Source organism: Streptomyces sp. NPDC059785 (genome assembly GCF_042732375.1).
GTDB lineage: Bacteria > Actinomycetota > Actinomycetes > Streptomycetales > Streptomycetaceae > Streptomyces.
In genome coordinates, this window is the sequence record NZ_JBHWHV010000017.1 from 127,269 (window position 1) to 151,024 (window position 23,756).

A 23,756-nucleotide genomic window follows, 5' to 3' on the forward strand; every position below is an offset into this window, starting at 1 on the left:
GGCACCGAAGGCAACCTCGGCGGCCAGGCGCAGGTCCGCGGCGTCTCCGGGGTCTGGAAGGACCTCACCGACAACGTCAACTTCATGGCGCTGAACCTGACCTCGCAGGTGCGCAACATCGCCCAGGTGACGACGGCCGTCGCCAACGGCGACCTGTCGAAGAAGATCACCGTCGACGCGCGCGGCGAGATCCTGGAGCTCAAGGACACCGTCAACACGATGGTGGAGCAGCTGCGCGCCTTCGCCGACGAGGTCACCCGCGTCGCCCGCGAGGTCGGCACCGACGGCCGGCTCGGCGGGCGCGCCCAGGTGCTCGGCGTCTCCGGCGTCTGGCGCGACCTGACCGACAACGTGAACTACATGGCGGACAACCTCACCTCGCAGGTGCGCAACATCGCGCAGGTCGCGACCGCGGTGGCCCAGGGCGACCTCTCCAAGAAGATCGACGTGGACGCGCGCGGCGAGATCCTGGAGCTGAAGACCACCATCAACACGATGGTGGACACGCTGTCCTCCTTCTCGTCCGAGGTCACGCGAGTGGCCCGCGAGGTGGGTTCCGAGGGCCAGCTCGGCGGGCAGGCCCGGGTCGAGGGCGTGTACGGCACCTGGAAGCGCCTGACGACCAACGTGAACGAACTGGCGTCGAATCTGACCACCCAGGTCCGCGCCATCGCCGAGGTGGCCTCGGCCGTGGCACAGGGCGACATGTCCCGCTCCATCACCGTGGAGACCCAGGGCGAGGTCGCCGAGCTCAAGGACAACATCAACCTGATGGTGGCCAACCTGCGCGAGACCACGCGCGCGAAGGACTGGCTGGAGTCGAACCTGGCGCGTCTCGCCGCGCTGATGCAGGGCCACCGGGACCTGATGGAGGTCGCCGACCTGATCCTGCGCGAGCTGACCCCGCTGGTGAACGCGCAGTACGGCGCCTTCTTCCTGGCCGACCCGGACCAGGACGGCACCCCGCTGCGCACGACGGTCCCGACCAAGGGTCTCGCCTTCATCGCCGGGTACGGCTCGGCGCACTCGGTGACCGTCGACACGGGCGGCATGCCGGTGCACGGGCTCGTCCGGCAGGCGGCGCGGGAGAAGAAGCGGATCCTGGTGGAGGAGGCGCCACCGGACTACATCAAGATCAACAGCGGTCTGGGCGAGGCCGCGCCCGCCAGCGTCGTCATCATCCCGATCCTCTTCGAGGACAAGCTGCTCGGCGTGATCGAGCTGGCCTCGTTCTCCCGCTTCTCCGACGTCCACCTCGCGTTCTTCGACCAGTTCGTCAACACGATCGGCGTCGCGATCAACACCATCATCGCCAACTCCCGCACCGAGTCGCTGCTCGGCGAGTCGCAGCGCCTCGCCGTCCAGCTCCAGGACCGCTCGGACGAACTCCAGGCACAGCAGGCCGAGTTGCAGCGGTCCAACGCGGAGCTGGAGGAGAAGGCCGCGCTCCTTGCGACGTCCTCGCAGTACAAGTCCGAGTTCCTGGCGAACATGTCGCACGAGCTGCGCACCCCGCTGAACTCGCTGCTGATCCTGGCCCGGCTGCTCTCCGACAACCCGGACGGCCACCTCTCCGACCAGGAGGTGCAGTTCGCGACCACGATCCACCGCTCGGGCTCGGACCTGCTCCAGCTCATCAACGACATCCTCGACCTGTCGAAGATCGAGGCGGGCCGGATGGACGTACGCCCGAAGAAGCTGCCACTGATCAAGCTGCTCGACTACGTGCACGCCACGTTCCGGCCGCTCACGCTTGACCGGGGGCTCGCCTTCGAGGTGGCGGTCGGCGAGGACGTACCGCGCGAGATGTACTCGGACGAGCAGCGGCTCCAGCAGATCCTGCGCAATCTGCTCTCCAACGCGATCAAGTTCACCGCGTCCGGGCGGGTCGAGCTGCGGGTCAGCCGGCTGCGGGACCCGGGCCAGACGTACACCCGCGACCACAGCGACGACGTCATCGCCTTCGCCGTCTCCGACACCGGCATCGGCATCGCGCCGGAGAAACTGCCGGTGATCTTCGAGGCGTTCCAGCAGGCCGACGGCACCACCAACCGCAAGTACGGCGGCACCGGGCTCGGCCTGTCCATCAGCCGCGAGATCGCCGGACTGCTCGGCGGCCGGATCGTCGCCGAGAGCGCGCCCAACCAGGGCTCCACCTTCACGCTGTACGTGCCGGTCATCAGCCCCGGGCACGCGGCCACCGGTCCCACGCTGGAGGACCACCCGCTGCCGCAACTGCCCGAGCAGTTGTCCACGGAGCCCTTCACGGCCCACGACACCGACGACTCCTGGCCCACGCTCACCAAGCTGGAGGCCTGGAAGGCGGGCCGGGCGGGCCAGGTGCTGCCTGGCCGGCGGGTGCTGATCGTCGACGACGACATCCGCAACGTCTTCGCGCTCACCCACGTACTGGGCCGGGTCGGCATGCCCGTCCTCTACGCGGAGAACGGCCGCGAGGGCATCGAGACGCTCGAACGCAACCCTGATGTCGAGCTCGTCCTGATGGACATCATGATGCCGGAGATGGACGGCTACGAAACGATCGCCGCCATCCGCCGGACCCCCCGCTGGGCGGGTCTGCCCATCGTCGCCCTCACCGCGAAGGCGATGCCGGGAGACCGCGAGAAGTCCATCGCGCGGGGCGCCAACGACTACGTGCCCAAGCCCGTGGACGTCGATCAGCTGCTGACCGTCGTCTGCGGGCTCCTGGACACGGAGAGTACGACCACGGGTGGTGAACAGGCCGACTCCGCCGGGTCCGTTGTCCCCGGACCCGGCGGCACGGAGGAGCCGGCCGTCCCCCCGCTGACCGAGTGAGGCAAGTCACCATGAGCGCTGTGACAACGACCGACGGGCGCGCCAGCATCCTTCTCGTCGACGACATGGAGGACAACCTGGTCGCCCTGGAGGCCGTCCTGGGGTCCCTCAACGAGCCGCTGGTGCGCGCGCGTTCGGGAGAGGAGGCGATGAAGGCCCTGCTCCGGCAGCGGTTCGCCGTCGTCCTCCTCGACATCCGGATGCCGGGCATGGACGGTTTCGAGACCGCCGCGAACATCAAGCGGCTCGACCAGACCAAGGACGTCCCCATCATCTTCCTGACCGGCACGGACGCCGACGCGGGCTACGCCTTCCGCGGGTACGCGACCGGGGCCGCCGACTATCTGACGAAGCCGTTCGACCCGTGGGTGCTGCGGGCCAAGGTGACCGTCTTCCTCGACCTGCACCGCAAGAACCAGCAGCTCGAACGGATGCTCGCCCGCGAGCAGGCGCAGTTCGACGAGCTCGCGGCGCGGCTGAGCGGGATCGAGACGGCCATGGCCGCGAGCGGCGTCCAGGACGTCGCGGACCTGCGCCTGCAAGTGCGGCAGATGGAGGAACTCCTGCGGGAGATGCGCCGGTTACGGGGACTGTAGACGCCCTCGCCGGACAGCGGCGGGGGCTGTGGACGCCGTCGCCGGACGGAGTGCGGGACCGCCCGGCGACGTGCGGGCCCGACGGACGTGGTCGGACCGGCCGGACCCCGGCGCGCACTCCGCCGTGGGTGGGGTGTGCGCCGAGGGGCGGCGGCGCGTGCGGGAGCGTACGAGAGCTTGCGGGCCGCTGGCTGGAGCCCCGCCGCCCGCTCGCTGGACGCGCGTGCGCCGTGACGCGGCCTGGCAGGGTGTCGGGACGCGACGGCGGGTGCCGGGCCGCGACGGCGGGTGCCGGGCTGCGGCGGCGGGTGCCGGGCTGCGGCGGGGACGAGGCACGGCCCCGCCCCCGCGCCGGTTCACGCCCCGCGCGCCGCGTACGTAACGGCCCCGCGCGCCCCGTACGTCACGCCTCCCGCGTGCCCGCGTACATCTCGTCGATCAGGTTCTTGTACTCGCGCTCCACGACCGGGCGCTTCAGCTTCAGGCTCGGGGTGACCTCGCCGTGCTCCACGTCGAGGTCGCGCGGCAGCAGCCGGAACTTCTTGATGGTCTGCCACCGCTGGAGCCCGGCGTTGAGCTCCTTCACGTACCCCTCGATGAGGGCGACCGTGGCGGGCGCGGCCACGACGTCCGCGTACGACCGGCCCCCCAGGCCGTTCTCCTTCGCCCACTCCAGGATGGACGGCTCGTCCAGGGCGATCAGCGCCGTGCAGAAGTTCCGGTCGGCGCCGTGCACCAGGATGTTGGAGACGTACGGGCACACGGCCTTGAAGTGGCCCTCGACCTCGGCGGGCGCGATGTACTTGCCCCCCGACGTTTTGATCAGGTCCTTCTTGCGGTCGGTGATGCGCAGGTAGCCGTCCGGGGACAGTTCGCCGATGTCACCGGTGTGGAACCAGCCGTCGGACTCCAGCACCTCGGCGGTCTTCTCGGGCAGCCCGTGGTAGCCCTCCATGATGCCGGGGCCGCGCAGCAGGATCTCGCCGTCGTCCGCGATGCGCACCTCCGTGCCGGGCAGCGGCTTGCCGACCGTGCCGGTGCGGTACGCCTCCCCAGGGTTCACGAAGGACGCGGCGGACGACTCGGTCAGTCCGTAGCCCTCCAGGATGTGGATGCCGGCGCCCGCGAAGAAGTAGCCGATCTCGGGCGCGAGCGCGGCGGAGCCGGAGACGCAGGCGCGCAGGTTCCCGCCGAACGCCTCGCGGATCTTGGCGAAGACGAGCGCGTCGGCGACCTTGTGCTTGGCGCCGAGCCCGAAGGGGACGGAGGCGGTGCCGGTGCGCCGGAAGTTGTCCTGGCTGACCTTGGCGTACTCGCGCCCCACCTCGGCCGCCCACTGGAAGATCTTGTACTTGGCCGGGCCGCCGGCCCGCGCCTTGGCCGCGACGCCGTTGTAGACCTTCTCGAAGATCCGCGGCACGGCCGCCATGTACGTCGGCTGGACCACCGGCAGATTGTCGATGATCTTGTCCACCCGGCCGTCGACGGCGGTGACGTGCCCGACCTCGATCTGCCCGGAGGTCAGCACCTTGCCGAAGACGTGCGCGAGCGGCAGCCACAGGTACTGCACGTCGTCCACGGTGACCAGGCCGGTCGCGGCGATGGCCTTGGCCATGTACGACCAGTTGTCGTGCGGCAGGCGCACGCCCTTGGGGCGGCCGGTGGTGCCGGAGGTGTAGATCAGCGTGGCGAGCTGCTCGGCGGTGATCGCGCCGACCTTCTCCTTGATCAGGTGCGGGTTCTTCTCCAGGTACGCGGCACCTCGCGTCTCCAGGTCGGCGAGCGAAATGACCCAGTCGCCCTCCGCGGCGGTGTCCACGCCGGCCGGGTCGATCAGCACCACATGGGTCAGCTCGGGCAGCTCCGCGCGCTTGTCACGCGCCTTGGCGAGCTGCGCCGCGTCCTCGGCGATCAGCACCCGGCTCTCGGAGTCGGACAGGATGAACGCCGATTCGTCGGCGTTGGTCTGCGGATACACCGTCGTCGTGGCCGCGCCCGCGCACATGATGCCGAGGTCGGCGAGGATCCACTCGACCCGCGTGGAGGAGGCCAGCGCCACCCGCTGCTCCGGCTGCACACCCAGCTCGATCAGTCCTGCGGCGAGGGCGAAGACCCGCTCGGCCGCCTGGGCCCAGCTCAGCGACTTCCACTCGTCCGGGCCCGCACCGGCGCCGCCCGGCACCGGGTAGCGGTACGCCTCGGCGTCCGGTGTGGCCGCCACGCGCTCCAGGAACAGGGCCGCCACGGACGGCGGACGGTTCTCGATCAGGGTCTGTGTGTCGCTCACGACATCCTCCGGGCCTGCGACAGTCTGCGACGGTGCGTGCGACCTGCTCGATCGACTGACTGCTGTGCGACTGACTGCTCTGCGGCTGGCTGGTTGCGGCTGACTGCTCTGCGGCTGGCTGGTTGCGGCTGACTGCTCTGCGGCTGGCTGGTTGCGGCTGTGTATTCATCCACGCGACGTTGTTTAACTCGCGAGTAACTATCGAGCGAGATCAGAGTAGAGCGCGACCGCGCGGTGCGTAAGAGGCCGCGGCTTGTCACTTCCTACAGAGCGCGGCCCATGACATGCGCAGTCACGCACAGGGGCCCGTCGCGCGTGAGCGGAACGGACCCCTGGCGCCCAGGTTGTTTCCGGGCATTTTCGGTGTAACAAGCACTTACCTCGGCGGCTACTTCTTGCCCTTGCCCGATCCGCCACCGTCGTCACTGGACAGCACGGCGATGAACGCCTCTTGCGGAACCTCCACAGAGCCCACCATCTTCATCCGCTTCTTGCCCTCCTTCTGCTTCTCCAGCAGCTTCCGCTTACGGGAGATGTCACCGCCGTAGCACTTGGCGAGGACGTCCTTGCGGATGGCGCGGATGGTCTCGCGGGCAATCACCCGGGAACCGATGGCCGCCTGGATCGGCACCTCGAACGCCTGCCGCGGGATCAGCTCGCGCAGCTTGGCGACCAGCCGGACACCGTACGCGTACGCCGCGTCCTTGTGCGTGATCGCCGAGAAGGCGTCGACCTTGTCGCCGTGCAGCAGGATGTCGACCTTGACCAGGCTGGAGGTCTGCTCGCCGGTGGGCTCGTAGTCGAGCGAGGCGTAGCCGCGGGTCTTGGACTTGAGCTGGTCGAAGAAGTCGAAGACGATCTCCGCGAGCGGCAGCGTGTAGCGGATCTCGACCCGGTCCTCGGAGAGGTAGTCCATGCCGAGCAGCACACCGCGCCGGGTCTGGCACAGCTCCATGATCGAGCCGATGAACTCGGACGGCGCGAGGATCGTGGCGCGCACGACCGGCTCGTACACCTCGTCGATCTTGCCCTCGGGGAACTCACTCGGATTGGTGACCGTGTGCTCGGTCTTGTCCTCCATGACGACGCGGTAGACCACGTTCGGCGCGGTGGCGATCAGATCGAGACCGAATTCGCGCTCGAGGCGCTCCCGGATCACATCGAGGTGCAGCAGGCCGAGGAAGCCGACGCGGAAGCCGAAGCCGAGCGCGGCCGAGGTCTCCGGCTCGTAGACCAGCGCGGCGTCGTTGAGCTGGAGCTTGTCGAGCGCGTCGCGCAGCTCCGGGTAGTCGGACCCGTCCAGCGGATACAGCCCGGAGAAGACCATGGGCTTGGGGTCCTTGTAACCGCCCAGCGCCTCGGTCGCGCCCTTGTGCAGGGTGGTGATCGTGTCACCGACCTTGGACTGGCGGACGTCCTTCACACCGGTGATCAGATAGCCCACCTCGCCGACGCCGAGGCCGTCGGCCGGCAGCATCTCGGGCGAGTTCGTACCGATCTCCAGCAGTTCGTGCGTCGCGCCCGTGGACATCATCCGGATCCGCTCACGCTTGTTGAGCTGCCCGTCGATGACACGTACGTACGTCACGACGCCCCGGTAGGAGTCGTAGACCGAGTCGAAGATCATCGCGCGCGCGGGCGCGTCGGCGACGCCCTGCGGCGCGGGGATCTCGGCGACCACCTTGTCGAGCAGCGCGTCGACGCCCAGGCCGGTCTTGGCGGAGACCCGCAGCACGTCGTCCGGGTCGCAGCCGACCAGGTTCGCCAGCTCCTCCGCGAACTTCTCCGGCTGCGCGGCCGGCAGGTCGATCTTGTTCAGTACGGGGATGATCGTGAGGTCGTTCTCCATCGCCAGGTAGAGGTTGGCGAGGGTCTGGGCCTCGATGCCCTGAGCTGCGTCGACGAGCAGGATCGTGCCCTCACAGGCCGCGAGCGACCGCGACACCTCGTACGTGAAGTCGACGTGCCCGGGGGTGTCGATCATGTTGAGGATGTGGGTCCTGCCCGGATCCTCCGTCGGTGCCCAGGGCAGCCGGACCGCCTGGGACTTGATCGTGATGCCGCGCTCGCGCTCGATGTCCATACGGTCGAGGTACTGAGCGCGCATCTGCCGCTGCTCGACCACCCCGGTGAGCTGGAGCATCCGGTCGGCGAGCGTGGACTTGCCGTGGTCGATGTGCGCGATGATGCAGAAGTTGCGGATCAGAGCCGGGTCGGTACGGCTCGGCTCGGGCACATTGTTAGGGGTCGCGGGCACGCAGGGTCCTGTCTCTTGAGGCGCCTGTCGCCTCGGGTCGGATCGATACGTAGGCTCCATCGTCCCACGGGCGGCGAACTGCGACCGGTTTGGGCCGGTCGTGGGGCGGCTGGTAGCCTGAGTGGCTGTGTCTCATGCCCTCTCAGCAGGAGGCACGGACGGCTCGGCCGGGCGACCGGCCGGCTGCCGAAGTATTCGCAGTACCCGAAGTATCAATCATCGGCACGTGAGGCGGGCCCTCGCGTGCCTGAACCTGAAAAGGCTCATTCGTGGCGAACATCAAGTCCCAGATCAAGCGGATCAAGACCAACGAGAAGGCCCGGCAGCGCAACAAGGCCGTCAAGTCCTCTCTGAAGACCGCGATCCGCAAGGCCCGCGAGGCCGCTGCCGCGGGTGACGTCGAGAAGGCCACCGAGTACACGCGCGCCGCGTCGCGCCAGCTCGACAAGGCCGTCTCGAAGGGCGTCATCCACAAGAACCAGGCCGCCAACAAGAAGTCGGCACTTGCTTCGAAGGTCGCTTCCCTCAAGGGCTGAGTCGGCCGGGCCCCCGCGGCCCGACCTGGCCGGGTCCTCGCGATCCGACCCCTGACTTGACCGCCGGACGGACCCAGAGCGGGCCCTCTCTCATCCGCTCCCACCCGGCACTCCGGACCCACGCGCGGCCTGCGTTCGCCACGCGGGCGTGGATCCAAGATCTTGAACCGAAGACCCCCGCACCCTCCTTCCCCAGGAGGGGGCGGGGGTCTTCTGGGTTGTACGGGGTGGGCGGGCACCCGTACGGGGCGCCCGTACGGGGCGCAGGGGGCCGGGGGGAGCTGGGCGGGGGGGTACGAATATCAGCGAGCCGGGGTCGCGTAGGGCCGGGCGAGAAGCGGGGACGAACCAGCGAACCGGGGTCGCATAAGGCCGGACAAGAGACGGGGACGAACCAACGAACCGGGGTCGCATAAGGCCGGACAAGAGACGGGGACGAACCAACGAACCGGGGTCGCATAAGGCCGGACAAGAGACGGGGACGAACCAGCGAACCGGGGTCGCATCAGGCCGGGCTTCAGCCCCGGCGGGAACGCGCCGCCCGGGCGATCGCGACGACCGCCTTCTCCAGCGCGTACTCGGGGTCGTCCCCGCCGCCCTTGACGCCCGCGTCGGCCTCGGCCACCGCGCGCAGGGCGTAGGCGACCCCGTCCGGCGTCCACCCCCGCATCTGCTGCCGGACCCGGTCGATCTTCCAGGGCGGCATGCCCAGCTCACGGGCCAGGTCGGCCGGACGACCCCCGCGCGCCGAGGACAGCTTGCCGATCGCCCGCACGCCCTGCGCCAGCGCGCTCGTGATCATCACCGGCGCGACCCCGGTCGACAGGGACCACCGCAGCGCCTCCAAGGCCTCCGCGGCCCGCCCCTCCACCGCCCGGTCCGCGACGGTGAAGCTCGACGCCTCGGCCCGTCCCGTGTAGTACCGCCCGACCACGGCCTCGTCGATCGTCCCCTCGACATCCGCGGTCAGCTGGGACACCGCCGACGCCAGCTCCCGCAAGTCGCTCCCGATGGAGTCGACCAGCGCCTGGCACGCCTCGGGCGTCGCCGACCTGCCGAGCGCCCGGAACTCCTGGCGCACGAACGCCAGCCGGTCCGCCGGCTTCGTCATCTTGGGACACGCCACCTCCCGCGCCCCCGCCTTGCGCGCGGCGTCCAGCAGCCCCTTGCCCTTGGCCCCGCCCGCGTGCAGCAGCACCAGGGTGATCTCCTCGGCGGGCGCCCCCAGATACCCCTTCACGTCCTTGACCGTGTCCGCCGACAGGTCCTGCGCATTGCGTACGACCACGACCTTGCGCTCGGCGAACAGCGAGGGGCTCGTCAGCTCCGCGAGCGTCCCGGGCTGCAACTGGTCCGGTGTGAGATCCCGCACGTCCGTGTCCGCGTCCGCGGCCCGGGCGGCGGCCACCACCTCCTGCACGGCTCGGTCGAGCAGCAGATCCTCCTGGCCCACGGCAAGCGTGACGGGAGCGAGCGGGTCGTCGTGTGCAGTCTTCCTGGCCATCGCAACAAGCATCCCACGCACTACTGACAACACGGCCGGGCCCGGGAGGGAAGGCGGGGGTCCGGCCCGGCAAGGATCATGGCGGTCCAGCCGGACAGGGATCATGTGGGCCTGTGGACATGCGGGCACGCAGCCCTGTGAACATGCGGGCACGCAGCCCTGTGGGCATGCGGGCCTGTAGGCATGCGGCGCGGCAAGGCGATACCCGCCGGGGTGGCTTAAGGCTCTTCCCGCCAGCCGTCCCACTCGGCCGCGAACTCGTCCAGCTTCCCGGCGTCGAGCCGCTCCTCCGCGTCCCGCAGTACGACCAGCCACTGCGCGTCCTCGGCATCGTCCTCGCCGGCCAGCGCGTCCCGTACGAGCTGCGGCTCCTCGTCCAGCCCGAACCGCTCCCCCAACGCCTCCAGCGCCTCCTCCGCGGCGTCACGGTCGGGCAGCACCAGCACATGTCTCACGTCACTCACGAGGACATCTTCCGCCATGCCGGAAGCGGTCGGCTCCCCGCGTCCGGCCACGACCGATCAGGCCGACCACGACCGGTCCGATCAGGCCGACCACGACCGGTCCGATCAGGTCCGACCGCGACCGGCTACTACGTCCGGCCACGGGTCACGAGGCCGGACCGGCGCCGGACCCCCGCGCCTCCGGAACCCGGTCGAGCTCGATCCCGAACCTCTCCCGGTACACCCCCAGCACCTCCGCGTCCGTACCCAGCTCCGTCACTTCCTTCGTACCGTCGACCGCGGTCACTGTGAACCTCCGACCGCTCAGCGTGATCCGTCCGCCGTCCTCGGTGAGCCGCGAACACACCAACGACCGCGTGAAGTGCGACCGCGGCGACGTTCTGTGCCACCATGCGCCCGCGACGAAGTCCCCGAGCACCCGCCCCCGCACCTCCAGCCGGTACTGCGGCCCGCCGTCCCGCAACACGTCAAGATCCCCGAACTTTGCAGCCTCCTCCTCGCCCGTTGCCGTCGCCTCCGTCAGTCGGAACGTGCCACCCGGGTCGACCTGATCACCCCGGTCACCGAAGTCGAGCGGCCAGTGGCTGTGCGCCCCGAACCCGACGTCGACCAGCCAGTCACCCCCGTCCGCCGTCCGCACCCGCAGCGCCAGATGGTCGTACGGGATCCCGAGCCGCTCCTCCTCCCCGTAGACCCGGCCCGCGAGCACGGTCACCTCGAAGCCCAGCGCCGCGAGCAACACCCCGAACGCACCGTTCAGTTCGTAACAGAAGCCTCCCCTGCGAGCCCCCACCACCTTGTCCAGCAGCCGCTTCTCCTCCAGCACGATCTCCTCGCCGAGGTGGATCGAGAGGTTCTCGAACGGCACCGCTCTCAGGTGGTGGAGGTGGAGCTCCCGCAGCGCCTCGGCAGTGGGCCGCTCGGGGCGCCCGAGCCCGAGACGGCGGAGATAGTCGCCGACCTGTGTGGAATTCATGCCGTCAAGTCTGCCGCTCGCCGCTCCCTTCCCCGGACCCCTCAGCCCCGACGCCCCCGCAGTCACGAAGCCCCCGACGCCCTGGCCTCCGACTCACGCCCCGTGTCTCCGGTCGCTCACCACCCGTATGTCCGGCCTTCCCCGGTCCCCCCGCTTCTCTCGATTCCCTCGCGTACCTCCCCCTGTTCCGGCGACCGCGATCGCCCCGTCCTCGTCCGTGCGCATCACCACGGCGCCCGAGGCCCGCAGCACCGCGACGGTGCTCGGCGCCGGGTGCCCGTACGTGTTGTCCTCGCCGACGGAGATCAGCGCGAGCCTGGGCGCCACCCTCCGTATCAGCTCCGGCTCCTGGTACGCCGACCCGTGGTGAGCCACTTTCAGCACGTCCACCCGGCCCAGCCCAGCACCGGCGGACGATCTCAACAGGGCCTGCTGTGCCGGTGGTTCCAGATCACCGAGCAGCAGCAGACTTAGCCCCGCCGACCGTACGAGCAGGGTGACGCTGGCGTCGTTCGGGCCGTCCGGTGCCGGAGCCTGGCCGGGAGGCGGCCACAGCACCTGCCAGTCGAGCATGCCCGTGTGCCGTATCTCCCCCGCGACGGCCCGGGTCACCGGGATGCGCCGGGCGGCAGCCTGCACCCGTACGAACTCCGCCTGGTCCGCCGGCTCCTCAAGACTCGTGGTCTCGATCGCAGCCACGGAACGCCCGCGCAGCACCCCGGGCAACCCCGCCACGTGATCGGCGTGGAAGTGCGTCAACACCACGAGCGGGATCCTGGTGATACCGAGCCCGCTCAGGCACCGGTCGACCAGCACCGGGTCCGGACCCGCGTCCACCACCACCCCCGTACCGTCCCCGGCCGCGAGCACCGTCGCGTCACCCTGACCCACGTCACACATCGCGAACGTCCAGCCGGGCGGCGGCCAGCCCTTGATCACCCGGGTCAGCGGCGGCGGCTGCACGACGATCAGCAAGAACAGCACCAGGCACAACCCGCACAGCCGAGGGTGCCGAACCAACCGTCTGCCGACGAGCACGACGACCACGGTGACCAGCGCCAGCAGCAGCGCCCCCGTCCAACTGCCCGGCCAGCCCACTCCCCCGCCGGGCAGCGCCGCCCCGCCGCGCGCGATGTCGGCGATCCACCCGACGGGCCAACTCGCCAGCCACGCCAGCGCTTTGGCCACCGGCATCGCCACCGGAGCCGTCGCAAGGGCCGCGAACCCCAGCACCGTGGCCGGCGCGACCGCGAACTCCGCGAGCAGATTGCACGGCACCGCCACCAGACTCACCCGGGCCGACAGCACCGCGACGACCGGCGCGCACAGCGCCTGCGCCGCCGCCGCGGCGGCCAGTGCCTCCGCGAGGCGCGGCGGCACCCGGCGCCGCCGGAGCGCGGCGCTCCACCGCGGGGCGACGGTCAGCAGGGCACCGGTCGCCAGGACGGAGAGCAGGAAGCCGTAACTGCGGGCCAGCCACGGGTCGTAGAGCACGAGCAGCAGGACGGCCGTGGCCAGGGCAGGGACGAGAGATCTGCGCCGGCCGGTCGCAATGGCCAGCAGTACGACAGCTCCGCACGCCGCGGCCCGCAGCACGCTCGGGTCCGGTCGGCACACCACCACGAACGCCAGCGTCAGGACGCCGCCGAACAACGCGGTCCCGCGCAGCGGAACGCCCAGCCAGGAGGCGAGGCCGCGGCGCTCGGTCCGCTGGGCCAGTCCTGGCGGACCGATGAACAGCGCCAGCAGGATCGCCAGGTTGCCCCCGCTGACCGCCAGCAGATGCGCGAGGTCGGTCTCCCGGAAGGCGGCGTCCAGCTCCGCGGGTACCTCCGAGGTGTCCCCAACGACCAGCCCCGGCAGTAGGGCCCGTGCGTCCGGAGGCAGCCCCTCGGCCGCCTCCCGCAGCCCGTCCCGCAACCGTCCCGCGAACCGCTGCGACGCCGATGGTGCCCGCACCACCTCGGGCGGCGCACCACCCCGCACCCGCAGAACCCCGGCGACGCGATCCCCGCCCACCAGCGCCGGCTGAAGCTGCCCGGACATCCGCACCCACGCCGAGGGCAACAGCCCGAGCCACGGCGAACTTTCCGGCTCACCTCGCCGCCCGAGCCACGGCGGACCCTCCGGCTCACCTCGCCGCCCGAGCCATGGCGAGACCTCCGGCTTCCCTTCTCTGCCGACCTCCTCGGACGCACTGCCGGTCACGATCACGAGCACCGGCGTGCGGGCCGACACCACCGTCCCGTCCCTCTTCGTAAGCCGCCGCACCTCCGCGTCGAACAGCACAGCGGTCGGCGCCACATGATCCCCCGTGACGCGCGGCCGGGTCAGCCGCGGATCGGAGGTGATCTCCACATCGGCGCTCACGCGCCCGTACTCCCGCGCCAGGGCAGGGACGGGTCCGCGCCGCAGGTCCGCTCCGTGCACCCCGGCCGAGGTGGCGGCCGCGGCAGCGCAGAGCAACACGGCGGCGAGAGACACCCGCGACCAGGCGCCCCAACGCCGAGACCCCCGCTCGGGCCGTGCGTAGGTCCTGTCCTCTGGACGTGGGCGCACGGGACCCCGCCGGACGCACAGCAACGCGCCGGCGACGGCCAAGCAGACCACCACTCCGCCGGTGATCCAGCCGGGCGGGGCCGTCAGCGTCAGTGCCGCCGTCGCCCAGGCCGCCAGGGCCGGTGGCACCAGCCGCAGGTCCATCGGCCCTTCGTGCCGCGGGTCCGGCGCCCCGGGCGGATCACCGGAGGACACGGCCACGGTCGCACCGCCTGAGGCGATCACGGCTGCACCAGATCGCGCAGGTCGGCGAAGCGCCGGTCGCCGATGCCGTTGACCTCGCGCAACTCGTCGACCGAGCGGAAGCCGCCCTGCTGAGTGCGGTAGTCGATGATGTGCTGGGCCAGGACGGGGCCCACGCCCGGCAGGGTGTCGAGCTGCTCGGGGGTGGCCGAGTTGAGGGAGACGGGGGCCGCGGGTGCGGCACCCACGCCCGACGCACCGGAGGCCCCGGCACCCGACGTACCGGAGCTCCCCGCACCGGCCGGCCCCTGCGCTCCCGGAGGCGCGGGCCCGCCGACCACGACCTGCTCGCCGTCCACGAGCAGACGCGCGCGGTTGAGGCCGTCCGTGCTCACCCCGGGACGCACACCGCCTGCCGCGCGCAGGGCGTCCATGACCCGCGAGCCCGCCGGAAGCCGCTGGACCCCTGGGCTGCGCACCTTGCCGCCGACATCCACGACGATCATGGTCGTGGGCGTTCCCGTCGGTACGGAGGCCGCTGCCGCACCCGGCTGTGCCGCCTGTTCACCGTTGCCTTGCTCGTAAGGGGCGGCGGCGGCCCGCACCACGTCGGGTGCCCGCACGGTCTGGGCCCGGCCGGACCAGAAGTGCTGCACGGCGAAGACGACGGCGACGGCCAGCAGCACGGTGAGTGCGGCGACGCTGCGGCGCTCCAGCCCGCACCGCGACTGGAGCCACAGCGGCATGCGCTCCCGCACGGCCGCCCCGACGCGTTCCCGCCATGGCTGCGGTGCCGCAGCGCTCGCGCCCGGCACCTCCGGCGTCGGCGCCTCGTCGGGCACAGTCTCCGGTGCCTTTCGCACCTCTGATGCCCGTCGCGCCTCCGGTGCTCCTCGGGCCTTCGGCACCTCCGGCGGCCCTGTCGCGTCCGGCACCCGCAGGGTCCGCGTACTCGGCTCGGCGAAAAGCACCTCCGCGCGTCGCCGGAGGGCGTCCGCCGACGCCTGGCGGTGCCGGACGCGGACCCGGTGGGGATCGCGGCGGTGTCGGACGCGCCCGTCGGAGGCGGGACGACGGCCCGGACCGCTGGTGGCAGGGCTGGTGCGTGTGCGTGATTGAAGTGCCATGCGTCGAGGATCGACTCATCCACCGTCACCGCGATGATCTTGGTCAATTCCCGTGGATTACCGGGCGGTTGTGGATAACCGGCTCACCCACAGGCGCCACAGACGCCCGCCTGCACCGCCAGACGCCCACAGGCACGACGGGCACCCACCCAGCCCGTCACAGCTTCCGAGCCCTCACCGAGGCGAAACCACCGCTCCCAGCAGCCCCGGCCCCGTGTGCGCCCCGATCACCGCCCCGACCTCACTCACGTGCAGGTCCGCGAGGGCGGGTATCCGCGCCCGCAGCCGGTCGGCCAGGGCCGCCGCGCGCTCGGGCGCCGCGAGATGGTGCACGGCGATGTCGACCTGGGCGCCGGCCGCCCGGTCGGCCACGATCTCCTCGAGGCGGGCGATCGCCTTGGACGCCGTACGCACCTTCTCCAGGAGTTCGATGCGTCCGCCGTCGAGCTGGAGCAGCGGCTTCACGGCCAGCGCGGAGCCGAGCAGGGCCTGCGCGGCGCCGATCCGACCGCCGCGGCGCAGATAGTCGAGGGTGTCGACGTAGAAGTAGGCGGAGGTCCCCGAGGCGCGCTTCTCCGCGGCGGTGACCGCCTCGTCGAGCGTGCCGCCGCTCTCCGCGGACTCCGCCGCCGCCAGCGCGCAGAACCCGAGGGCCATCGCGACCATCCCGGTGTCCACCACCCGCACGGGCACCGGCGCCTCGCGGGCCGCGAGTACGGCGGCGTCGTAGGTGCCGGAGAACTCGGCCGACAGGTGGAGTGAGACGATGCCCGACGCGCCCGACTCGGCGACCTCGCGGTAGGTCTGGGCGAAGACCTCGGGGCCGGGCCGGGACGTGGTGACGGAACGCCGCTTCTGCAGGGCCTGGGCGAGGGAACGGGCGGAGATCTCGGTGCCCTCTTCGAGCGCCCGGTCGCCGAGGACCACGGTCAACGGCACCGCCGTGATGCCGTGGCGCTCCATCGTCCGCGGCGGCAGGTAGGCCGTTGAATCGGTGACGATCGCGACATGGCGGGACATGAGCTGGAGGTTACCTGCCGGGACGGATGAGCGGCAGCCCGGCCCCGCCCGCCTGCGGACGGGACGGTCGAATCAAGTCGTACCCCCGGATCTTCTCGCGCTTTCGGATCAAGTCGTGCTCTCCGGACGGGTCTTCTTCTGCCACGGGTAGGCGGACCGCCGGCCGGACGGAGTGATCGCGGGCCGGGCCGGCTCTTCGCCGGCGCGGGGCTGCTCGGGCGTCTCCGGCCAGGTCTGTCCGGCGGAGGTGGCCTCCTCGGAGGCGGGGGCCTCCGGCCAGGACGGCGCCGTGCCGGGCTCCTTGGTCCAGTGCCGCAGCGCTCCGGCCTCCACGTCGATCTGCGCGCTCAGCGAGTCGAGGTCGTCGTCCGCGAACCGGCGCGCCCGGTCACGGGCCGCCCAGCGCAGCGAGTCGGCCCCGTGCGTGATCCGCTCGGTGCGCTCGCGCAGTTCGGGCAGCCGGGCGGTGAGGGCGGGCCGGTCGGGCTCGGACTCCAGCCGTCTGAGCTCGTCGTCCAGCTCGTGTCCGTGCGCGCTCAGCCGCTGGAACAGGCCGAGCGACTCCCGCAAAGATTCGTCCTGCCCCACGCCCGCGTGCAGCGCTTCCTGTGTGGCGCGCATCGACGTGCGCAGCTTCAGCCGGAGCTGGGCCAGCTCACCCGCGGGGCCCGGCCGGGCGTAGGTCCTGGCGCGCAGCGTGACGTCCTCGACGGAACGGCGCGCCTGGCCGACGGTGCGGTCGACGCTCCGCTTGGCGGCTCCGACCGCCTTCACCGTGGCGTACACACCAAGGACCACGCACAGCAGGAACAGCAGGGCGATCACTGCGCCCACGGCTTCCACCACGCTCCTCCTCCGGTCGGGCTCCGGTGCACCACGGCGTGCGCCGCGCTGCTCTTCCACGGTAAACGCAACGGGCAGGAACGGAGTTCCAGAAAAACCCCGAACCTGCCCGTAGGGGACTACCCCGACCGCGGACGGCTACCCGGACCGGGTCCTACGCCGGAACGATGTTCACCAGCTTCGGCGCCCGCACGATCACCTTGCGGATCCCGGCGCCGCCCAGCGCGGCCACCACCTTCTCGTCGGCCAGCGCCGCCTTCTCCAGGTCCTCGTCGGAGATGGCGGGGGAGACCTCCAGGCGAGCCTTGACCTTGCCCTTGATCTGCACGACGCAGGTGACGGTCTCGTCGACGACGTAGGCGGGGTCGGCGACGGGGAAGTCCCGGTGGACGACGGAGTCGGTGTGGCCCAGGCGGTGCCACAGCTCCTCGGCGGCGTGCGGGGCCAGCGGCGCGATCAGCAGCACCAGGGACTCCGCGACGGAGCGCGGCACCGGGCCGCCCGCCTTGGTCAGGTGGTTGTTCAGCTCGGTGACCTTGGCGATGGCCGTGTTGAAGCGCAGGCCCTCCAGGTCCTGGCGGACCCCGTCGATCGCCTTGTGCAGGGCTCGCAGCGTGTCCTCGCCGGCTTCGGCGTCGACCACGGTGACCTCGCCCGTCGTCTCGTCGACGACGTTGCGCCACAGCCGCTGCAGCAGCCGGAACTGGCCCACCACCGCGCGCGTGTCCCACGGCCGCGACACGTCCAGGGGGCCCATCGCCATCTCGTACAGGCGCAGCGTGTCGGCCCCGTACTCGGCGGCGATCTCGTCCGGGGTGACGGCGTTCTTCAGGGACTTGCCCATCTTGCCCAGCAGCCGGGAGACCTTCTCGCCCTGGTAGTAGTAGGCGCCGTCGCGCTCCTCCACCTCGGCGGCAGGTACGGCGATGCCCCGGCTGTCCCGGTAGACGTAGGCCTGGATCATGCCCTGGTTGAACAGCTTGTGGAAGGGCTCGGCCGACGAGATGTGGCCCAGGTCGAACAGGACCTTCGACCAGAAGCGCGCGTACAGCAGGTGCAGCACGGCGTGCTCGGCGCCGCCGACGTACAGGTCGACGCCGCCGTGCGGCTGTCCCTCGCGCGGGCCCATCCAGTACTGCTCGATGGCCGGGTCGACCAGCTTCTGGTCGTTGTGCGGGTCCAGGTAGCGCAGCTCGTACCAGCAGGAACCGGCCCAGTTGGGCATGGTGTTGGTCTCGCGGCGGTACTTCCTGGGGCCCGCTCCGTCGCCCAGGTCCAGGGTGACGTTGACCCAGTCCTCGTTGCGGGACAGGGGGGTCTCCGGGGACGTGTCGGCGTCGTCCGGGTCGAAGGTGCGCGGCGAGTAGTCCTCGACCTCCGGCAGCTCCAGGGGCAGCATCGACTCGGGCAGCGGGTGGGCGATGCCGTCCTCGTCGTAGACGATGGGGAAGGGCTCGCCCCAGTAGCGCTGCCGGCTGAACAGCCAGTCGCGCAGCCGGAAGTTGACCGTGCCCTCGCCGACGCCCTCGCGCTCCAGCCACTCGGTGATGCGCGCCTTGGCGTCGGTGACGCTCAGGCCGTCCAGGGAAACGCTGTCGTTGCTGGAGGCGATGATCTTCGCGTCGTACGAGGCGAAGGCGTTCTCCCACGTCGAGGTGTCGGTGCCGCGGCCGTCGGTCGGCTCGACGATGCAGCGGATCGGCAGCTCGAAGGCGCGGGCGAACTCGAAGTCGCGCTGGTCGCCGGCGGGGACGGCCATGATCGCGCCGGTGCCGTAGCCCATCAGGACGTAGTCGGCGATGAAGACGGGGACCTGCTCGCCGTTGACCGGGTTGGTCGCGTACGCGCCGGTGAAGACGCCGGTCTTGTCCTTGGCCTCGGCCTGCCGCTCGACGTCGGACTTGGAGGCGGCCTGCGCGCGGTAGGCGGCGACGGCCTCGGACGGGGTGGCGTGTCCGCCGGTCCACACGTCGTGGGTGCCCTCGGGCCAGGCGCCGGGCACGATTTTGTCGACCATGGGGTGCTCGGGGGCCAGCACCATGTAGGTCGCGCCGAACAGGGTGTCCGGGCGGGTGGTGAAGACCGTGATGCGCTCGTCGTCCAGCGGGAAGTCGACACGGGCGCCCTCGGAGCGGCCGATCCAGTTGCGCTGCTGCAGCTTGATGGCCTCGGGCCAGTCCAGGGCGTCCAGGTCGTCCAGCAGGCGGTCGGCGTACGCGGTGATCCGCATGTTCCACTGGCGCAGCTTGGCCTTGAAGACGGGGAAGTTGCCGCGCTCGGAGCGGCCGTCCGCGGTGACCTCCTCGTTGGCCAGCACGGTGCCCAGGCCGGGGCACCAGTTGACGGGCGCGTCGGAGGCGTAGGCCAGGCGGTACTCGCCCAGGACGTCGGCACGCTCCGTCGCGGTCAGCTCGCTCCACGCGCGCGTGGTGCCCGGTACGGCACGCTCACCGCTCTCGAACCGGGCGACCAGTTCGGCGATCGGACGGGCCCGGCCGGCCTCGTCGTCGTACCAGGAGTTGAAGATCTGCAGGAAGATCCACTGGGTCCACCGGTAGTACTCCGGGTCGATCGTCGCGAACGACCGGCGCTTGTCGTGGCCCAGGCCCAGCCGGCGCAGCTGGCTGCGCATGTTGGCGATGTTGGCCTCGGTGGACACGCGCGGGTGCGTGCCGGTCTGCACCGCGTACTGCTCGGCGGGCAGGCCGAAGGCGTCGAAGCCCAGGGTGTGCAGCACGTTGTGGCCGGTCATCCGCTGGAACCGGGCGTACACATCGGTGGCGATGTAGCCCAGGGGGTGGCCGACGTGCAGGCCCGCACCCGAGGGGTACGGGAACATGTCCATGATGAATTTCTTGGGCCGGGCGGCCAGCTCGGGGTCGCCGTCCAGGTCACCGCTGGGGTTCGGCGCCTCGTACGTGCCCTCGGCGTCCCAGACGTCCTGCCAGCGTGCCTCGATGTCGGCGGCCACGGCGGCCGTGTAGCGGTGCGGCGCCGCCACCTCGGAGGCGGAGGGGCTACCGCCCGCGCTTTCGGCAGCAGCGGAGGTATTCGTCTCGCTCATGATCCTCAAAGCTCCATCGATCGTCTCTGCCTGCGGCTCGGAAATGAAAAATCCCCTCGCACAGGAGGGGACGCCGCGCCGATTCCGACCACGATTCGTCAGCGGTCGGGACTGATCAGCGCGGCTCGCTAAGCAGAAGGCGTACGGCACGCATGGCGTCAGGGTACCGCAGCCCCGCCGCGGGCCGCGACGAGCACCCATGGGGGCCGTTTCAGGCCCCGCGCACACCCATGGGCCGCGCACAGAATTGAACAAGGTTCAAACATTACTTCGCGTACCGGTCGGTATGGGACAACACAACGAGCACACCACTCATTGATAACAACGCAATAACTCAAACCTCTCACCCCTCCCTATGGCTCGACTTAGAGTGCCGCTTCGGGACCGCTTCCCCGAACCGTTTGGGAGTTCCCCCATGAAACCTCGCCGCAAGAACAGCTCGCTCCCCCGCCCGGGCCGCTCGGCCTACGGGGTGGCGTCGGCTGCCGTTCTGCTTCTCATACCCGTGATCGTGCTGGTCGGAGGGGACGACTTCAGGGAGTTCCTCAACTTCGGCGCGGGCGTGCTGTCCCTGGTCGCGCTCACCTGCTCGGTGATCTGGGGGCTGGTCGCCTCCGACCGGCTGTTCCTGAACACCCGCCAGCGGATCGTCGCGCAAGCCGTCCACCGGACGACCGCCGTCTCCTCGGTGGCCTTCCTACTGCTGCACATCACGGTGAAGCTGGCCCTCGACCACACCGAGCCGATCGCCGCCGTCATCCCGTTCGGGCTCGGCGTCACGGGCACCGCCGGGCTCATCGGCCTCGGCTCCACGGCCGCCCTGCTCATGATCTTCACGGCGATCACCGGCGCGCTGCGCAGCGCCTTCGCCTCCCCCGCGCCGGTCGCCTCGCGCTGGCGTGCGATGCACATGCTGGCCTACCCCGCCTGGTGCTGCGCCCTGGTCCACGGGCTCTACGCGGGTCGCGCGGCCAAGACGTACGTCACGGTGTCGTACGGCCTGTGCCTGGTCGCCGTGCTGGGCGCGCTGGCGCTGCGGGCGGCCTCCGGACCGGTCAAGCGCAAGGTCGCCGACCAGATCCTCGGGCTCCTCGGCGAGAGCCGGCCGGCCGCCGCCCGTGGCCCCCGCGAGGAGCGCGAGGCGCCCCGCGGCGCCGCCCAGGAGTCCCCGCTGCCCGGCTTCACGGCCCGCGGGGCCAGGCAGCCCGTGGAGGAGCCCTACGCGCCCCCGCAGCGCACCCCGTCCTCGGCGCTGTACGAGGGCCAGCCGCAGGCCGTCACCATGGAGCCCGGACGGGGCGGTTTCGCGGCCGCCTACCGTGCCGTGTCCAGCAACGACGCCCCCGGGATGCCCCGGCAGACCCCGCTCGACATGCAGCCCACGGAGACCATGCCGCGCGTCGACAGCGGCACCTCGGGCAGCTGGCCCATCCCCTCGCCGCCGCCCGTCGGCGAGGCGCCCCGCTCCGCGTACGACCCGCTGAACGACACCGGATACAACATCCCGGTCTATGACAATCAGGTCGGCCACGGCTACGGCGGCAGTGATGTGTACGACACCGGTGAGTCGAACAGCCTCTACGGCACGTACAACACCAACGACACGTACGACAGCGGTCCCACGACTGACGTACTGCCGGGCGCCTTCGACGCTCCTGGCTCCGGTGAATCATGGAACGCCCCTTCCGGAGGCTTTAAGTGAACGAGGCCCTGCCCGACGTCCCGGAAGTCCGCGTAGTCGGACTCCCGCAGCTCACGTCGGGCTTCGACCTGGTCGAACGGCTTGATCTCCCCATGCACCTCAAGGTGCACGGTCCGCTCGAACCGATGGGCGGCGAGCAGCTCGCGAACCTCGCCGAGGCCATCTCCCTGAAGGGCCGCGGCGGCGCGGGCTTCCCCTTCGCCAAGAAGCTGCGTTCGGTCGCCGAATCGGCGATCAGCAAGGGCATCCGCCCCGTGGTGGTCGTCAACGGAAGCGAGGACGAACCCGCCTGTCGCAAGGACACGGTGCTCCAGAACCGGGCCCCGCACCTCATCCTGGACGGTGCCCTGCTGGCCGCGGAGGCCATGGGAGCGCGCACCCTGGTCATCGGCGTGACCCGGGCGTCCACCCAGGCGTCCATGGAGGCCGCGCTCGCCGAGCGCGGTCTGAGCAACCGGCGCGGATCGGCCCTCCGCGCGCGCGTGCAGCGCAATCCGGTACGGATGGTGACCGGAGCGGCGGCCTCGCTGATCCGCTCCATCGACGGCGGCCCGGCGATCCCGCCGGGCCGCAAGATCAGCGCCTCGCAGAGCGGCGTCGGGGGCGCGCCCACCCTGCTGTCCAACGCCGAGACGTTCGCCCAGCTCGCCATCGCCGCGCGCATCGGACCCGACCGCTACCGCAACACCGGCCTCTACGACGAGCCCGGCACCGTCATGCTGACCGTCTCCGGAGCGGTCGCCCGCCCCATGGTCATCGAGGTCCCGACCGGTGTACCGCTGCGGTACGTGCTCCAGCTCGCCGGCGCCCCGCCCCTCCCCCAGGGTGTGCTGACCGGCGGCTACCACGGCAAGTGGCTGGACGCGGCGACGGTCGACGAGGCGATCGTCTCGCGCAACTCCCTGGACGCGGTGGGCGGTGCCCTGGGTGCCGGCGCGATCCTCCCCATCACCCAGGAGACCTGTCCGCTCGGCGAGTCCCTGCGGGTGGCGCAATGGCTCGCCGAGGAGAGCGCGGGGCAGTGCGGCCCCTGCTACCTCGGACTGCCGGCCGCGGCGCGCGGCCTGGAGGACATCCTCAACGGCGGCGGCCCGGCCGCCCTGGAAGCCGTGAAACAGGTCGCCAAGGCCGTGAAGCGGCGCGGTGCCTGCTCGCACCCGGACGGCTCGGCCATGTTCATCGAGTCGACGGTGAAAGCCTTCACGGACGACCTGGCGGCCCACGTCCTCGGCAACGGCTGCGGCAGGCCCGTGGAAGGCGTGCTGCCGCTCTTCGAGGGCGGCCGCCTCCCGACCGGCATCCCCGGCGGCGGGGAGCAGGCGGAGGCCGGTCCCAGCCGCCAGAAGATCTACGTCGACTGGACGCTGTGCCGCGGGCACGGCCTGTGCGCGGACATCCTCCCGGAGGTGTTCGAGCTGGGCGCCGACGGCTTCCCGACCGTCGCGCAGGCTCAGGTGCCCCGGTACGCGGAGGCCAAGGCGATGCGCGCGGTGCGGCGCTGTCCCGCGCTCGCCCTGCGTATCGAGGAGGACACGAAGCCCGCGGCCCCCTCCCGCAATCTGCCCGTCCTGTCGCAGGGCCGCGGTCGCCGCGCCCTGGGCAGCGGCCGCTGACTTCAGGCGTTTCCACCGGGCACCGCGCACCGCGCACCGCCCGGTGGAAACGCCTCCCCCTGGGGCCCTCGACAAGGCGGGTCCTGGACAGGACTTCGGACCCTCGATACGACGAAGGCGGGCCACCCGATCCGGGTGGCCCGCCTTCTGTTCCTGTGGAGCTAAGGAGAATTGAACTCCTGACCTCCTGCATGCCATGCAGGCGCTC

The 23,756-nt window shown here is 71.0% G+C and carries 15 protein-coding genes; 5 read left to right on the forward strand and 10 right to left on the reverse strand.

Annotated features, from left to right (window positions below; genetic code table 11):
• Both ACFV6E_RS16040 and ACFV6E_RS16045 read left to right on the forward strand, forming a co-directional pair.
• Window positions 1-2,817 (forward strand): ATP-binding protein (locus ACFV6E_RS16040; RefSeq protein WP_385159348.1); only part of this gene is annotated, 2,817 nt, incomplete at its 5' end.
• An 11-nt stretch (window positions 2,818-2,828) separates the two neighbouring features.
• Window positions 2,829-3,413 (forward strand): two-component system response regulator, encoded by a 585-nt coding sequence (locus tag ACFV6E_RS16045; protein WP_385159350.1) that lies wholly within the window; start codon window positions 2,829-2,831, stop codon window positions 3,411-3,413.
• A 403-nt stretch (window positions 3,414-3,816) separates the two neighbouring features.
• Here ACFV6E_RS16045 and ACFV6E_RS16050 read toward each other — a convergent pair whose 3' ends face one another.
• Both ACFV6E_RS16050 and lepA read right to left on the reverse strand, forming a co-directional pair.
• The gene (locus ACFV6E_RS16050) at window positions 3,817-5,700 is read right to left on the reverse strand and encodes an AMP-dependent synthetase/ligase (RefSeq protein ID WP_385462116.1); all 1,884 of its coding nucleotides are present in this window, start codon (window positions 5,698-5,700) and stop codon (window positions 3,817-3,819) included.
• Window positions 5,701-6,088: 388 nt separating this feature from the next.
• Window positions 6,089-7,957 (reverse strand): translation elongation factor 4, encoded by a 1,869-nt coding sequence (lepA, locus tag ACFV6E_RS16055; protein ID WP_385159354.1) that lies wholly within the window; start codon window positions 7,955-7,957, stop codon window positions 6,089-6,091.
• Between the two features lie 269 nt (window positions 7,958-8,226).
• On the opposite strand from lepA, the gene rpsT reads away from it, so the two are divergent.
• Complete coding sequence (gene rpsT / locus ACFV6E_RS16060) at window positions 8,227-8,493, forward strand: 30S ribosomal protein S20 (protein ID WP_385159356.1); 267 nt, start codon at window positions 8,227-8,229, stop codon at window positions 8,491-8,493.
• 517 nt (window positions 8,494-9,010) lie between these two features.
• Here rpsT and holA read toward each other — a convergent pair.
• The 8 genes from holA to leuS all read right to left on the reverse strand — a co-directional run bounded on the left by holA (window position 9,011) and on the right by leuS (window position 20,233).
• Entirely contained in the window at window positions 9,011-9,997 is a 987-nt protein-coding gene (gene holA, locus ACFV6E_RS16065) for a DNA polymerase III subunit delta (protein ID WP_385159358.1), read from the reverse strand.
• Between the two features lie 218 nt (window positions 9,998-10,215).
• Window positions 10,216-10,461, reverse strand: coding sequence for a hypothetical protein (locus ACFV6E_RS16070; RefSeq protein WP_385159360.1), 246 nt, complete (start codon window positions 10,459-10,461; stop codon window positions 10,216-10,218).
• A 145-nt stretch (window positions 10,462-10,606) separates the two neighbouring features.
• Complete coding sequence (locus ACFV6E_RS16075) at window positions 10,607-11,437, reverse strand: arylamine N-acetyltransferase (RefSeq protein ID WP_385159361.1); 831 nt, start codon at window positions 11,435-11,437, stop codon at window positions 10,607-10,609.
• Between the two features lie 93 nt (window positions 11,438-11,530).
• Complete coding sequence (locus tag ACFV6E_RS16080; protein ID WP_385462128.1) at window positions 11,531-14,140, reverse strand: ComEC/Rec2 family competence protein; 2,610 nt, start codon at window positions 14,138-14,140, stop codon at window positions 11,531-11,533.
• A gap of 77 nt (window positions 14,141-14,217) precedes the next feature.
• Window positions 14,218-15,021 carry a helix-hairpin-helix domain-containing protein gene (locus ACFV6E_RS16085; RefSeq protein WP_385159363.1) on the reverse strand — a complete coding sequence of 268 codons (804 nt, stop codon included), beginning with the start codon at window positions 15,019-15,021 and terminating at the stop codon, window positions 14,218-14,220.
• A 459-nt stretch (window positions 15,022-15,480) separates the two neighbouring features.
• Complete coding sequence (locus ACFV6E_RS16090; RefSeq protein ID WP_385159365.1) at window positions 15,481-16,326, reverse strand: DegV family protein; 846 nt, start codon at window positions 16,324-16,326, stop codon at window positions 15,481-15,483.
• Between the two features lie 108 nt (window positions 16,327-16,434).
• Window positions 16,435-17,169 (reverse strand): hypothetical protein, encoded by a 735-nt coding sequence (locus tag ACFV6E_RS16095; protein ID WP_385159380.1) that lies wholly within the window; start codon window positions 17,167-17,169, stop codon window positions 16,435-16,437.
• 154 nt (window positions 17,170-17,323) lie between these two features.
• On the reverse strand, window positions 17,324-20,233 hold the full coding sequence (gene leuS / locus ACFV6E_RS16100) for a leucine--tRNA ligase (RefSeq protein ID WP_385462119.1): 2,910 nt from the start codon (window positions 20,231-20,233) through the stop codon (window positions 17,324-17,326).
• A gap of 415 nt (window positions 20,234-20,648) precedes the next feature.
• On the opposite strand from leuS, the gene ACFV6E_RS16105 reads away from it, so the two are divergent.
• On the forward strand, window positions 20,649-21,935 hold the full coding sequence (locus ACFV6E_RS16105; protein WP_385159369.1) for a cytochrome b/b6 domain-containing protein: 1,287 nt from the start codon (window positions 20,649-20,651) through the stop codon (window positions 21,933-21,935).
• Window positions 21,932-23,548 carry an NADH-ubiquinone oxidoreductase-F iron-sulfur binding region domain-containing protein gene (locus tag ACFV6E_RS16110; protein WP_385159371.1) on the forward strand — a complete coding sequence of 539 codons (1,617 nt, stop codon included), beginning with the start codon at window positions 21,932-21,934 and terminating at the stop codon, window positions 23,546-23,548. Before ACFV6E_RS16105 ends, ACFV6E_RS16110 begins: the two co-directional genes overlap by 4 nt.
• Window positions 23,549-23,756: the final 208 nt, after the last annotated feature.